This window comes from Acidisoma sp., from assembly GCF_035492295.1.
Classification (GTDB): Bacteria; Pseudomonadota; Alphaproteobacteria; order Acetobacterales; family Acetobacteraceae; genus Acidisoma.
In genome coordinates, this window is sequence record NZ_DATJJK010000047.1 from 1 (window position 1) to 14029 (window position 14029).

13 protein-coding genes are annotated in these 14029 nt (G+C 65.3%); 3 read left to right on the top strand and 10 right to left on the bottom strand.

Annotation, left to right across the window (positions count from 1 at the left end; genetic code table 11):
* Together VL752_RS03355 and VL752_RS03360 are read right to left on the bottom strand one after the other, a co-directional pair.
* Positions 1–234, bottom strand: a 234-nt coding sequence (locus VL752_RS03355) for a hypothetical protein (RefSeq protein WP_325352325.1), incomplete at its 3' end; no start/stop codon positions are given.
* Positions 235–307: 73 nt separating this feature from the next.
* Positions 308–1528, bottom strand: a complete 1221-nt coding sequence (locus VL752_RS03360; protein WP_325352326.1) for an NADP-dependent isocitrate dehydrogenase — start codon at positions 1526–1528, stop codon at positions 308–310.
* 214 nt (positions 1529–1742) lie between these two features.
* Here VL752_RS03360 and fdhA point away from each other — a divergent pair, with 214 nt between their 5' ends.
* Complete coding sequence (gene fdhA, locus VL752_RS03365; RefSeq protein ID WP_325352327.1) at positions 1743–2933, top strand: formaldehyde dehydrogenase, glutathione-independent; 1191 nt, start codon at positions 1743–1745, stop codon at positions 2931–2933.
* A gap of 34 nt (positions 2934–2967) precedes the next feature.
* Here fdhA and VL752_RS03370 read toward each other — a convergent pair whose 3' ends face one another.
* From VL752_RS03370 to miaB, 7 genes are all read right to left on the bottom strand, one after another.
* Positions 2968–3222, bottom strand: a complete 255-nt coding sequence (locus VL752_RS03370; RefSeq protein ID WP_325352328.1) for an Lrp/AsnC ligand binding domain-containing protein — start codon at positions 3220–3222, stop codon at positions 2968–2970.
* A gap of 62 nt (positions 3223–3284) precedes the next feature.
* Entirely contained in the window at positions 3285–4238 is a 954-nt protein-coding gene (locus VL752_RS03375; protein WP_325352329.1) for a sulfotransferase family protein, read from the bottom strand.
* Positions 4239–4425: 187 nt separating this feature from the next.
* On the bottom strand, positions 4426–5415 hold the full coding sequence (locus VL752_RS03380; RefSeq protein WP_325352330.1) for a DMT family transporter: 990 nt from the start codon (positions 5413–5415) through the stop codon (positions 4426–4428).
* Between the two features lie 10 nt (positions 5416–5425).
* Positions 5426–6328: a hemolysin family protein gene (locus VL752_RS03385; RefSeq protein WP_325352331.1), complete on the bottom strand. Its 903-nt coding sequence runs from the start codon at positions 6326–6328 to the stop codon at positions 5426–5428.
* The gene (gene ybeY, locus VL752_RS03390; RefSeq protein ID WP_325352332.1) at positions 6325–6804 is read right to left on the bottom strand and encodes an rRNA maturation RNase YbeY; all 480 of its coding nucleotides are present in this window, start codon (positions 6802–6804) and stop codon (positions 6325–6327) included. Before ybeY ends, VL752_RS03385 begins: the two co-directional genes overlap by 4 nt.
* On the bottom strand, positions 6788–7831 hold the full coding sequence (locus VL752_RS03395; RefSeq protein WP_325352337.1) for a PhoH family protein: 1044 nt from the start codon (positions 7829–7831) through the stop codon (positions 6788–6790). Before VL752_RS03395 ends, ybeY begins: the two co-directional genes overlap by 17 nt.
* A 38-nt stretch (positions 7832–7869) precedes the next feature.
* A complete protein-coding gene (gene miaB, locus VL752_RS03400; protein ID WP_408863051.1) occupies positions 7870–9327 on the bottom strand; it encodes a tRNA (N6-isopentenyl adenosine(37)-C2)-methylthiotransferase MiaB in 1458 nt (485 codons plus the stop codon).
* A gap of 249 nt (positions 9328–9576) precedes the next feature.
* Between miaB and VL752_RS03405 the strand changes: the two genes are divergently transcribed.
* Positions 9577–9993 carry a DUF1489 family protein gene (locus tag VL752_RS03405; protein ID WP_325352334.1) on the top strand — a complete coding sequence of 139 codons (417 nt, stop codon included), beginning with the start codon at positions 9577–9579 and terminating at the stop codon, positions 9991–9993.
* Between the two features lie 144 nt (positions 9994–10137).
* Complete coding sequence (locus VL752_RS03410; RefSeq protein WP_325352335.1) at positions 10138–10464, top strand: hypothetical protein; 327 nt, start codon at positions 10138–10140, stop codon at positions 10462–10464.
* A 100-nt stretch (positions 10465–10564) separates the two neighbouring features.
* On the opposite strand, the gene VL752_RS03415 is transcribed toward VL752_RS03410, so the two are convergent.
* A partial coding sequence (locus tag VL752_RS03415; protein ID WP_325352336.1) for a translocation/assembly module TamB domain-containing protein occupies positions 10565–14029 on the bottom strand: 3465 nt, incomplete at its 5' end.

The window sequence follows — 14029 nt, forward strand, 5'->3', positions numbered from 1 at the left end:
CCGCGTGATGGCATTACTGCCCTTTTCGGGCGATCCCGTGAGCATCGACCGCGCCATGATCGTCTGGGCCTGCACGGCGGCGGCGATCTTTTCGGAAATCATCAGATGAGATTCGGCCTGACCGCGTTTGCCGCCGCGGGCAATTTTGGCCAACCGTAGCGCCATCACCTGCGGCACATTCCAGGCAAGGCTGAGGCCGGCCAACCCGGCCGAAGAACGTTTACGGCGCGCCATTCTTTCAACTCCCGCAGGCGGAAGGCCTGCGGGAGAGAGATGAGGTGGCGTGGACCCGATTACGAGGGCGCTGTTACGCTTTCGCCATCGCGAGCTTCAGGTTGTCGTCGATCTTGGCCAGGAAATCCTGGGTCGTCAGGAAGGGCTGGTCTTTCGCGATGAGGATGGCGAGGTCCTTGGTCATGAAGCCGGCTTCCACCGTCTCCACGCAGACGCGCTCCAGCGTTTCGGCGAAGGCCGTGACATCGGGGGTATTGTCGAAGCGGCCACGATAGATGAGGCCGCGCGTCCAGGCGAAAATGCTGGCGATCGGGTTAGTGCTGGTCGGGCGGCCCTTCTGGTGCTCGCGGTAGTGGCGGGTCACCGTGCCATGGGCGGCCTCGCTCTCCACCACCGAGCCTGAGGGATCGAGCAGCACGGACGTCATCAGACCGAGGGAACCGAAGCCCTGGGCCACGATGTCGCTCTCCACGTCACCGTCGTAATTCTTGCAGGCCCAGACATAGCCGCCTTCCCACTTCAGGGCGGAGGCAACCATGTCGTCGATCAGCCGGTGCTCATAAGTGATGCCCAGCTTGTCGAATTCGGCCTTGAACTCGGCGTCGAAAATCTCCTGGAACGTATCCTTGAACATGCCGTCATAGGCCTTCAGGATCGTGTTCTTGGTCGAGAGATAGACCGGATATTTGCGGGCCAGGCCGTAGTTGAAGCTGGCGCGGGCAAAACCCTGGATCGAAGCGAGGGTGTTGTGGATGCCGAGCGCGACACCCGGGCCCTTGAAGTCATGAACTTCGAGTTCCAGGGGCGCAGAGCCGTCGGCCGGGACATAGTTCAGCGTTACGCGGCCAGGGCCCGGGATCTTGGTCTCGGCGGCGCGGTAGATGTCGCCGTAGGCATGGCGGCCGACGACGATCGGCTCGTTCCAATGCGGCACCAGGCGCGGCACGTTCTTGCAGATGATCGGCTCGCGGAAGATGGTGCCATCCAGGATGTTGCGGATGGTGCCGTTCGGGCTGCGCCACATTTTCTTGAGGCCGAATTCGGCAACGCGCGCCTCGTCCGGGGTAATGGTCGCGCATTTCACGCCGACGCCATACTGCTTGATGGCATTCGCGGCATCGACCGTCACCTGGTCGTCCGTCTGATCGCGATACTCGATCCCGAGGTCGTAATATTTGAGGTCGATGTCGAGATAGGGAAGGACAAGCTTTTCCTTGATGAAGCCCCAGATGATCCGGGTCATCTCGTCGCCGTCGAGCTCAACAACGGGGGTCTTCACCGGGATTTTTGCCATGACGGTCCTCGCAGACGTGGTTGGAAACGGGTGCCGCAAAGTCGCACCAAGCACGGGCCCCGGCAACCCCGCCCGCGAAAAAGTGGCAGCTATCTGCTGCTCCCATGTCGCAGAGGTCATTGATCGGCGGCGCGGAAGGCGCGACCTTGGCATCCAGGCCATCCCGCTGGGCAGCCCGCCCGGTTGAGAAGACTGGCCGGAACGGAGCAACCCCATGAGCGGAAATCGCGGCGTCGTCTATCTCGGCCCTAAGCATGTCGAGGTGCAGGACATCCCTGACCCCAAGCTCGAGGCGCCGGACGGACGGCGGATCGAACACGCGGCGATTCTGAAGATCGTCGCCACCAATATCTGCGGCTCGGATCAGCATATGGTGCGCGGACGCACCACGGCCCAGGCCGGCCTCGTGCTTGGGCATGAGATTACCGGCGAGGTGATTGAGACCGGACGCGATGTCGAGATGGTCGCGAAGGGCGATCTCGTCTCGGTGCCCTTTAACGTCGCATGCGGGCGCTGTCGCACGTGCCGGGGTGGTGATACCGGCGTCTGCCTCACCGTGAACGAAGGCCGGGCGGGCGGGGCTTACGGCTATGTCGACATGGGCGGCTGGATTGGCGGCCAGGCGCGCTTCGTCATGGTGCCCTATGCCGATTTCAACCTGTTGAAATTCCCCGACAAGGCGCGGGCGATGGCGAAGATCCGCGACCTCACCATGCTGACCGACATCTTCCCCACCGGCTTTCATGGCGCGACCAGCGCCAAGGTGGGCGTCGGCTCCACCGTCTATGTCGCAGGTGCAGGCCCGGTCGGCATGGCGGCGGCAGCCTCGGCGCGCCTGCTCGGCGCGGCCGTCACCATGGTGGGCGATTTCAACGAAGAGCGTCTCGCCCATGCCGAGAAGATGGGTTTCGTGCCGATCAACCTCGGGAAGCATGATCGGCTGGGCGAGATGATCGCCGATGTCGTAGGCGTGCCGGAGGTCGATTCGGCGATCGACGCCGTGGGCTTCGAGGCGCGTGGCCATTCCGGCGGCGAGCAGCCGGCGGTGGTGCTGAACCAGATGATGGACATCACCAGGGCCGCCGGCAGCATCGGCATTCCGGGTCTCTACGTGACGGACGATCCAGGGGCGGTGGACGAAGCGGCCAAGGTCGGCAGCCTCTCTCTCCGCTTCGGCAAGGGCTGGTCGAAGGCGCAGTCGCTTCATACCGGGCAGACCCCGGTGCTGCGCTACAACCGGGCGCTGATGCAGGCGATCCTCTATGACCGCGTCAATATTGCCGAGATCGTGAATGCGACGGTGATCGGCCTTGAGGACGCCCCCAAAGGCTATGAGGCCTTCGATTCAGGAACCGCACGGAAATACGTGATCGACCCGCATGGCATGATCGCGAAAGCGGCGTAAGCCTGCCTGACCCGCCGGCCGTCGGGCCGGCGGGTCAAACGGCGCCGGGGGTGAAGGCGTCAAACACCATGATGGTATAGGTGTCCTTGATGCCCTGTACCGCGTGCAGCCGTTCATTCACGAAAAGCCCTGGGTCCTGGCCATCTTCCAGCCGGAACTGCACCAGCAGATCCCAATGCCCCGAGGTCGAGTAGATCTGGGAGGCATTGTCGAATTCGTCAGCGAGTTCGGCCGCGACCTCATAGGCGCGACCGAGCTCGCATTTGATCTGCACGAAGATCGTGTTCATGGCGGCTTCTCCTCCAGCTGTGGCCGCAGTTTAGCCCGGACTGACCCGAAGGGGAGGGGCCGCTAGCCGGCCGCTTCGAGCTTTGCGCCAGAGTGGCTGACCTTGTTGCACGACGAGGATTGCTCCTCCCCGCTGGTTTCCCCGCCCCGGCCGAGACGCGTGATCTCCGCCTGCAGCGGATCGAGAATCTCGCTAAAGCCTTCGCAAAGATGGGCCGCCAAGCGGACTTCCGTACTCAGAGGCGCCCGGCGCGCATGGGCCCGGAGCAGATCGTGGACTTGCGCGCAAACACCGGTCGCCTGCGGCGTCCCGGCGAGGTCATGGTGGCGGAGTGTCGGATCCAAGGCCATGCCAAGGAGCTTGCGCAAGGCAGGCGTGTCCTCATCGGGCCGCATCGCCACCTCGGCCAGCAGCCTCATGTTGCTCAAGGGGTCGGTGAACCAGGTGTCGTAGGGAATGATCGTCACGGGATGATCGCCGATGCCATTGACGAGCTCGGTATTGTAGACGAGCCAGCGATAGAGTCCCTCCGAAGTCGGGAACTTGTCCCGCTGCGCGAGGGACGCCGCAACGGCTTCCGGTCGGCGCAGACAGAAGACAAAGCGCGGGCGTAGGCCAAGATGGGCGAAGATTTCGTGCCACATCGGAAAGAGGCGCGCGACGCGCGGCTCCTTGAGGCCGAAGGTCGGTGAACCCGCCATCCTTTCGTCGAGCCAGCGGACGATCCTGTCGCGAATCCTGCGGATGGCGGGGTCTGTCCACCAGCCGCGCGGCAGCGGCTGTGCGTGTCTCGGATCATAGAAGTCTTGCCCGAGATACTGCAGAACCTCGCTATTCAGACGAACAATCTCCCAGCGCTCCCAATGCCCCCGCGCGTTGGACTCGTTGGGAGAAATCTCGTCCGCCATGTCGAGGCCGAGAAGACTCAAGATATGCGACGTCAACGACGTGCCGCTCCGGTGCATGCCGAGAACGACGGTCAATTCATTCCCGGATCGCGAAACGGGATAGGGCATGGTGGTCTCTTCCCATGGCAACTTTGGCCGGTCTCGAGGAGACGCCCTGGGAGGCGCGGCCGAGAGGCTCTGTTTTCATGAGCGCCAGAGGGGCATCGGCGCTGTTCACCGCCCTGTGGACAAGGCTGCGGGACGTCTATTCATTTCTGGTTCGATACAACAACTTCCGTCGATGGGTCAACAGACCCTAAGGCGTGCGGGGCCGCGCACGGATCCTGAGAGCCGGAAGCCGAAGCTGGGAGATCAGCCCACCCGCCACGATCATGGCCGCGCCGACGAGGGCCGCCTTGGCCGGTGCATGCCCGAACATGAAGAGATCGAGCAGAATGGCCCAGACCATGCCGCCATATTGCCAGGGCGCGAGTTTCGAGACCTCGCCCATGCGGATGGCGGCGGCGATGGTCAGCAGCCCGCCTGTCTGCGTGACGGTCGCGAGCAGGATGAGGGTAAGCGCCGAGAGCGGGACCGTCTTCCAGACGAAGGGCATGAAACTACCGAGCAGAACGAGGCCGACCAGCGCCGCCTGGGCGATCACATCCATCGTCGTCGTGGTCTCTCGTGCCCGGCGCAGCAGCATTTGCTGCAGGGCATAGAGGGCGGCCGAGCCGAAGGCCGCGGCAACGCCGATGAGATGGCCGCCGCCGAAGTCCGGGCCCCCCGGATGCACGATCACCAGAACCCCGGCGAAACCGAGGGCCACGGCACACCAGCGCAGAGGCGGCACTTGTTCGCGCAGGAAGATCGCAGCCATGGCGGTGACGAGGAGCGGTGTCGTGAAGCTGAAGGCCGTCGCCGTGGTGACCGGCAGATAGCCGTAGCCGATCATCGCGAGCACGGCGGAAACAACGAGGGCCGTGGCTGCCGCCCGCTGCATCATCGCCTGGGGTGGATGCAGCAGCCGTTCGATGGACGGCGGCCGCCGGCCGAGAAGTGGCAGAGCGGCGAGCCCCGCGAGCACCAGGAGCGAGCGCAGCACGAAGAGTTGCATGGCATCGAAATGCCAGGTCTCGATCAGCGATTTGGTGATCGCATAGCCCAGTGAATAGAGCAGGGAGGACAGCACCACCATGACAACGGCAAGCCCCGCCCCGGGGTGGAGTTGCGCTCGTATTCGGTCGAAGCGCAGACGCGCCCACCGATGAGAGCGCAGATGCGCTCGGCTGTCGTCGAGGCGCATCTGGGGCCGTTCACGCCGCTGCCGCGGTGCCTTCTGTCTCGGTCTTGGGTGGAGGCGGTCTCACCCGAACTGTATGGATGTGCCGGGCATCGGCGTCCAGCACCTGGAATTCGGCCCCTGAACTCGGATGGGTAACGATCTCGTTTTGCGCCGGCACCCGGCCAGCGAGGGTGAAGATCAACCCGCCCACCGTGTCGATGGAGGAGGCGCGCTCCTCCGGCGTCAGCACCGGCCCCACCTTCTCCTCGAAATCCTCGATTGGCAGGCGGGCCGCAATGTCGAGCGAGCCATCCGGCCGTTCTGTAATGAGGGGTGCCTCGATGTCGTCATGCTCGTCGTCGATGTCGCCGACGATGGTCTCGACCAGATCCTCGATGGTGATGAGCCCGTCCACCCCGCCATATTCGTCGATGACGAGGGCCATGTGGATGCGTGCCTGCCGCATCTGCACGAGGAGATCCAGCACCGGCGCCTGGGGAGCCACCATCAGCGGCCGCCGCACGAGCTTCTCGAGGGAGAATTCCTCCGGCCGGCCAATATAGGCGAAGACGTCCTTGATGTGGACCATGCCGACGATGTCGTCGAGCTCGTTGCGGTAGATCGGCAGCCGCGAATGCTGCTCCTCCCGCAGGCGCTGCAGCGTTTCGTCCAGAGTCAGGTCCGCGCGCAGCGCCACGATATCCGCGCGCGGCACCATGACATCGTTCGCGATCGTGCCACGAAGACGCAGGATATTGGAAATGAGGGCGCGTTCCTGCCGGTCGAGCTCGGGCAGCTCCTCGCCCGCGTTCTGGGGCAGGGTGCCCGCCTCCTCCACCAGATCAGCGATCGACTGGCGCAGCGTCTGCTCGGTGCCGCGACGCCCCAGGATGGAGAGGATGCGGCTGAAGAAGGACTCGCTATGGCTGCTCATCGCGCCGCCCTCCAGGGGTTCGGCACGCCGAGCCGAGCGAGGATGCGGCTTTCCGCCATCTCCATGCGCCGGGCGTCTCCCGGATGGTGATGATCCTCGCCGTCCAGATGCAGCACGCCATGAACCAGGAGATGGGCGAGGTGCTGGGCGAGGCTCTTGCGCTCGGCAGCCGCTTCCCGTCGCAACTGGCCGAGCGCGAGGACGATCTCGCCGCCCACGCCCCAGCCAGCGGGCTCGAAGGTGAGCACGTTGGTCGGCTTGTTGCGCCCGCGATGGCGGGCATTGAGACGCTGCACCCGACGGTCGTCCGTCAATACGACGGTGTCGACGATAACGTCGGGGACGGCACTTTGGGCAACCCGGATGGAGCGGAGAACCCGCTCCTCCAGACGTGGCACGAGCCGCCGCCAGCCCCGGTCTTCGATGATGATGTCCGGGGTTGAGGCAGGTGCCGTGTAACTACTTGGAGGTTCCACTTTCACTCTCGCGGGGCCGGTGGCGCCGCGCATCACGCGCGACATCCCGTTCGGCCGTTGCTCGCTGGTCATAGGCTTGGACGATGCGTGCGACCAGCGGATGACGCACGACATCCTGTTGTCCGAATCGGGTAACGCCGATGCCCTGCACGCCCTCGACAGTCGCCAGCGCATCGACAAGACCGGAACTGATGCCGGGCGGCAGATCCACCTGGCTCGGATCTCCGGTGATCACCATCCGCGTTCCCTCCCCCATGCGGGTGAGAAACATCTTCATCTGCATGGGGGTGGTGTTCTGCGCCTCGTCCAGGATGGCGAAGGCATGGGACAGGGTCCGGCCGCGCATGAACGCAAGTGGCGCCACCTCGATTTCGCCGGCCGCCATGCGGCGGAGCACCTGGTCGCCCGGCATCATGTCGTGCAGCGCATCATAGAGAGGACGAAGATAAGGATCGACCTTCTCCTTCATGTCGCCGGGCAGGAAGCCGAGCCGTTCGCCAGCTTCGACAGCAGGGCGGGAGAGGATGATGCGGTCGACCTGGCCGGTCTGCAGCATGCCGACCGCCTGGGCGACGGCCAGATAGGTCTTGCCGGTGCCCGCGGGGCCGATGCCGAAGACCATTTCGTTGCGCGCCAGCATTTCCATATAGCCGGCCTGCGCCGGGCTGCGCGGTTCGATGATGCCCTTGCGGGTGCGGATCGCGGGCAGGTCGGCCAGCGGCAGGCGTGGCTCGGCACTGCGGGCATTGAGTTTGATCGCTGCATCGATGTCGCTTGCCGAGAGCTTCTGCCCACGCTCCAGCCGGGTGTAGAGCCCGTTGAGCGTCGCCTGCGCAGTCTCCACGGCCTCCGCACCACCGCTGATCGCGATGCGGTTACCGCGGCAGGCAAGCCGGATTCCAAGCGCCTGTTCAAGTCGCAGCAGATGCCGGTCATGATCCCCGAGCAACTGCGATAACAAGGCGTTGTTCCCAAACTGCAAGGTCACCGCTCGATTGGGCGCGGGCTCTCCGCCCGCATGCGCCATCGGAGGGGTGTTCGACCGTTCGGCAGCCGAGATCTGGGTCAAGCGCTGGCTCGCTCCTGTGCGAAGGGATTGATGATAAGACTGGCAGACAGGGAATTCGAGGAAAGTCCCTGAATCTTGACCGGGATGACCTGCCCGGTCAGCGCCTGCGGGCCATCCATATGGACGGCCTGGAGGTAGGGGGAGCGCCCGCCGATCTGGCCCGGATGGCGGCCCGGGCCGGTTATCAGCACGTCGAACTCAAGCCCGACGCAGCGCGCGTTGAAATCGTCCTGCTGCTGGCGGATCAGCGCCTGAAGTGCGGCTAGTCGGCGATCCTTCTCGGCCTCCGGTACCGCACCAGGGGCACCCGAAGCCGGTGTGCCCGGTCGCGGCGAATATTTGAAGCTGTAGGCCTGGGCGAATCCGACATCCCGGATCAGCTGCATCGTCGCCTCGAAATCGGCCTCGGTCTCGCCGGGGTGGCCGACAATGAAGTCGGACGACAATGCCATGTCCGGCCGCGCCGTGCGCAGTCTGTCGATCAGCCGGCGATACTCGTCCGCCGTGTGGCGCCGGTTCATCGCAGCCAGAACACGGTCCGAACCCGACTGCACGGGCAGATGCAGGAAGGGCATCAGCGCCGGCACCTCTGCATGCGCCGCGATCAGCGCCTCATCCATGTCCCGTGGATGGGAGGTCATATAGCGGATGCGCAGCAGGCCATCGATTTCGGCAAGGCTGCGCACGAGGCGAGCCAAACTCCAGTCTCGCCCGTCCGGCCCCTCTCCGTGATAGGCGTTCACGTTCTGGCCGAGCAGCGTGATCTCGCGCGCGCCCCGGGCGACGAGGCGGCGGGCCTCCGCGATGACGCTGGCGGCGGGCCGGCTTGCCTCCGCTCCGCGTGTATAGGGGACGACGCAGAAGGAGCAGAACTTGTCGCAGCCTTCCTGCACGGTCAGGAAGGCGGTCACCGCACGCTCCTCGGCGGCCGCGGCCTCGGGCAGGAAGTCGAACTTTTGCTCGACGGGAAAATCGGTTTCGATCACAGGGCCTGCGGCGCGGTGCGCCCGGGCCACCATTTCGGGCAGCCGGTGATAGGTCTGCGGACCCAGAACGATGTCGACGAAGGGCGCACGCTCGGTGATATAGGCGCCCTCCGCCTGGGCGACGCAGCCTGCGACCGCCAGGATCGTCTCCTTGCCCTCGGCCGCGCGGGCCTCCTTGATGACGCGGAGACGGCCGAGTTCGGAAAAGACCTTGTCGGTCGCCCGCTCGCGGATATGGCAGGTATTGAGGATGACCATGTCGGCATCGGCCGGGCTTTCGGCCGGGCCATAGCCGAGCGGGGCGAGCACGTCCGCCATCCGGCCGCTGTCGTACACGTTCATCTGGCAACCCCAGGTGATCATGTGCAGGCGGCGGAGCCTACGCGGTTCGGCTGTCTTATCGGTCACACAGAGAGAGGGCGCGGAAGCTGGAGGCGAAGGGGGCAAGGCAAAGTCTGAGAGGCTCATAGCGCGAGAGATCCTAACCAGCCACCGGGGAGGGCCGGGGGCGTCGGACCAATCGCGTTCCGCGGGTCATGGGTCAAGCGCAATGAGGCCGATCGACTCCTATTCCTCCTATGCAGCTTCGCAGAAGCGGGGGGTGGAATGTCAAGCATAGGATGATGACAACCTCGCGCGAAGCGCGTTCGAACCGATTCTGCCATGCCCCTCTGAACGGCCCGCCGACTCGCGGCTTTGAGCTAAGATCGGAGAGCAATGCTCCACCTCATCAAACTCTCAGTCGGTATTCGTGATGTCGAGCATCTGCGAGACGTGCAGGCGGCACGGCTGGCCACTGATCCGCCGCTCCTTCACCGCACGCGGCAATGGCCCAAGCGCGCGGCCGAGATCCTGGCGGGCGGCTCCATTTACTGGGTCATTGCCGGTCAGCTGCAATGCCGCCAAGTTGTTCTGGACATCCGGCCCGACCGCCGGCCCGATGGGAGCGCCTGCGCCGCCCTGGTTTTGGATTCCACCCTCGTGCTCGTGGAGCCGCGTCCGACCAAGCCGTTTCAGGGCTGGCGATACCTCAAGGCGGAAGAGGCGCCTGCCGATCTTGCGGAGGGTTCGGAGGGCGGCGGGGATCTGCCGTCGGGGCTGCGGTTGGCACTTCGTGAGCTATGTCTTCTCTAAGATCATGATTCAAGTAGACAACTGAGGCTCAAAATCCCTTGAGTTGTTACGCAAATGTGGGCCTTATGCGCTCACCAGGGAGATATCCTCCACGGTCGAGCCGAACCAGATCGCCTGACACACCTTTCAACAGGAATGTTATTGATGCGTATCCTCAAACCAACCCTCGCCATCGTTCTGGGTCTAGCCTTGGCTCCCGCGGCTGCCCTTGCCCAGGCTTCGAATTCTTCGGTCCCGCCGCCGAACCCCAAGGCGTCCGTTACCACCTCGGCGCCGGCGACCACCATCGGCCAGGGCGCCAATGGCTCCCGGCCCGTGGGCGGCGCCGGTGTCACGCTGACGCCGGAGCAGAAGAAGCACAAGCGTCACCACAAGAACTTCAGCGGCAAGCATAAGGACTACACGAAGAGCAGCCCGGCTAAGGGGCCGACCGCGCCGAAATACTATAAGCAGCCGGCCTCCCCGCAATAAGGTCATCGCTCGGCTTGGGGCTCCCGTCAGGGTGCCTCGCCAGACCGATAGGTTGCCAAACCCCCGGGAGCTCGGCCCCGGGGGTTTTCTATGTGGTGCCTCAGTATTTGAACTGATACGTGACGCCGAGGCCGTTGCTGTCCCCGCCGACCTGTGTTTCGAGCTTCAGCCCCTTGGCGATGTCGATCTGCACCTGCGCCGCCGTGCTGTTGGATCCGCCGCTTGTCCCTTGCGCCGCGCCGACATAGATGCCTGGCGCCACGTAGCGGCCTGCCTGCAACGTCGGTGCGCTCTGCTTCTGGCTGTTCGTCGTGGTTGTGGCGCCGGAAGGATTGCTGGCGCCACCGATCGACAGCTCGTCCAGCCCCAGGCCCTGGCGCACGCTGTTGAGCACCCCGGCCGCACCGCCGCCGGTATTGAGACCCGCAATCTGTGCTACGGCCGCCGCGATCGAGGCGAGCTGAAACGGACTGAGCTGCGAGGTGCTCGACTTGAAGAGGAGCTGCGCCAGCACTTCGTCCTGCGGCAAGCTGGGAGATGAGCTGAGAGTGATCTTGGGCGCGCTCGCATAGCCGGTCACCGAGAGGGTTGCCGTGGTGGTGCCCGAACTTGTGGTCGCCTCGAAGTCGATTGACGGGTCGGCGATCTTGCCGCCGTCGAAGCCGACCTTGCCCGTCGTGAAGGTAAGCGTTGTGGCGACGAGATCGAAGGTGCCGCGGAGCATGTCGAAATGCCCGCTTGGCTGGAGATCAGCGAGTGTCCCGCCAAGATGCAGCCGGCCGCCAAGCTCAGCGTCCAGCCCATGGCCGCGCACGAAGATGGCACGCGGCGCCTCGAGCGTAAGGTCGAGCTTGATCGGCAGCGAGGGGCCGGGCGGGGGCGCCGGCTTTTCGCCCGGGCGGCGGACGTTCAGCACGGCGACACTTGGCGGCATGCTGTCCGGAATATTGATGTCGGCGCGCCGGATATGCAGCGTGCCGGCGGCGAGCACGCCGGATGAGACCGCCCCCGATATGTGAACGTCGGTGTCGAAATGGGCGGTGAGCAGGTCGCTTTGCACCGGATCGGCGTTCCGGGCGGTAATGGTGAGATCGAGCGGGATGTTTGGCGCCAGCGCACCGACATGGCCCTTGATGGCAATCGTGCCGCCGCCTGCCTTCGCGCTGAAACTGTCGATGACGAGATTCTCGCCCTCTGCCCGAATGCGGGCGGTGATGCCGGAAAGGGTCAGCCCCTGCTGGTAATCCTGGAAGCGTCCACCATCGAGGGCGATGCTGCCCTGGACGGTGGGCTTCTTCATCGTCCCGGTGGCGCGCAGCGCGAGCCCGACAGTACCGGCGACATGCCGCCCCTGCGCTTCCATGATCGGATTGATGAGCGCGAGATCGAGTTTGCCGCCGATCGCCAGGTTGAGCGCACCCGTGGCGCTGATCGGTGCCGTGCCCGAGACGGTCATGTGGCTCTTCGCCCCGGCGTCGAGGGCGATGTTGACCTGCGCGGTTTTGCCCGCGAGCTGAGCGCGTGCGTTCAGCGTCGCGGCCGGTAGCGATGCGGCCGGGCCAGTGGTCTCGCGCAGCCCTGTGCCCTTCAGCGTGACCGTGCCGGAGGGTGCGGCCATGGTCCCGGTCAGATGCGCCTCCGCGTCGATCCGGCCAGCCGCGTGCAGGTCGGGCTGGATCGGCTGGGCAAGGGCCGGGGTCACGTTTGCGATCTTCACATTGAGGTTCAGGCGCGGGCTGAGCGTGCCGGCGGCGTCGATGGTGGCGGAGCCCAAGGCGAGGCGCAGCCGGTCGACGCCCATCTGTTTGCCGAAATCGATATGGCTCGGGGCCTGCAGGCGCAGTGTCTCGCCATGCCAGGCGGCATTGAGCGTCGCGAGGGCAACCCTGCTGCCCTTGAGATCGAGCGTCGCGCGCGCGCTGGCGGTCGCGGGCGCGCCCTGGAGATCGGGCAACTTGGCGTCCAGCGCCACCACAAGAGCATCGAGCGGCCCCTTGGCCGTCACCTGAGCATTACCCTTCACCGTGCCGGCATTGATGCCGCTGAGGCGCGCATCGGCAGAGATCCGGGGATTGCCGGCCGGGTCCTCGACATCAGCCTTGACGGTGATTCCCGCGAGACGGTTGGCGCCGAAGGCGAGGTCGTGACCTGCAAGGTCGAGATGGGCGGCCTGGCCGGGTGGGGCTTTCAGCGCAAGCGACAGGCTGCCCGCCAGCGGCTGGCCGATGAGGAAGCGGAAATCCGCCAGGCGCTTGAGGTCGACGGAGATGGTGCCGGTCGGCAGCGTCGTCCCAGGCGCCAGCGCCACTTCGCCTTGTCCGGAGAGGCTCTTCCAGCTGAGTCGTTTGATCGCGGCGGTGATCGTGCCATCCGCGCCGCGCGCAGCGTCGATCGCGATATCGGCGGGCGAACCTGCAGGCTTGCCGGTCAGTGTGATCTGCGCCTTCGGCGCATTGGGCAGGCCGGTCGCATCCACCTTCAGGTCGATCGGACCGGAAAGCTGCTCGACGGCGCTACCGCCCTGGGTGCTGCCGACCGTGCCGGTTACCTCCGTCTGCAGCGCCAAATTCTTGATCGTGCCGGCGGCATGTCCGGTCATCGTGATGGCGCCCGTCGCCTGCGGCGCGATATCGGCGAGGCGGCTGAGGGCGAGCTGCCAGTCGAGGGCGAGTTTCTGGGTCGCAGTCTCAAGGTTGCCCTTGGCCGAGAGATCGATATGCGCGCCCTTCACGCTGAGTGCGTTGATGGTGACGGTCTTGCCCGTCATGGCCGCATCCGCCGCGAGCGTCACCGCGCCGCCTGTCAGCGCCATGGCCTGGGGCAGCGCCTTGGTCAGATGGATGTCGGCCGCGACCTTCGCGGCCATGGTGTGGCCGTCGGCCGCGCGATCTGCATTGCCCGTGATATGGGCGCTGCCCTCAACGTCCTGATGGCCGATGGCGGCAAGCGGCTTGAGATCGGGAAGGTCAAGGGTGAAACGGGCCGCCTGGTCGGGCTTCAGTGTGCCGTCGAGAGTGAGCTGGGCGAGCGGATGGCTGACCGTAACATGCACCGGCTCGTCCGGGGCAGCGAGGCCGGCGGTCGCGGTAATCGTCACCGGCGTGTCGCCGAGCAGGCCGCCCGGCAGCCCGGGCGCATGGATACCGGCCAGCTGCGCTTTCAGCGCGACCTTGCCCATGTCACCCTGAATATCGGCGGTAAGCGTTTGCAGGCTGGCGCCCTGGGCTGCGACTCCTTCGATATCCACATGGCCGTTGGCGGTTGGTTTGGTGAAGGGCCCATCGGTGGTCAGCGCGACATCGATCTTCTTCCAGGAAATGCCGGGGGCCGGGCTCATTGCCGGGGCATGGGCCTCGATCGCGAGCTTCGCCGCCTGGCCCGGAATGTCGATCGTGCCGCTCGCGCGCGCGGTCAATGCTCCGGCCGAAAGATCCATCTTGAGCTGAGAGGCGGCCTGCGGACCCGAAAGGTTCAAAGCGAGATGCAGCGCGCCAAGATCGGGCAGGCCCGCCACGGTCGAGATCATGCCATGCGCCGGCTCATCAACCGTCACCGTCGCGTCCAG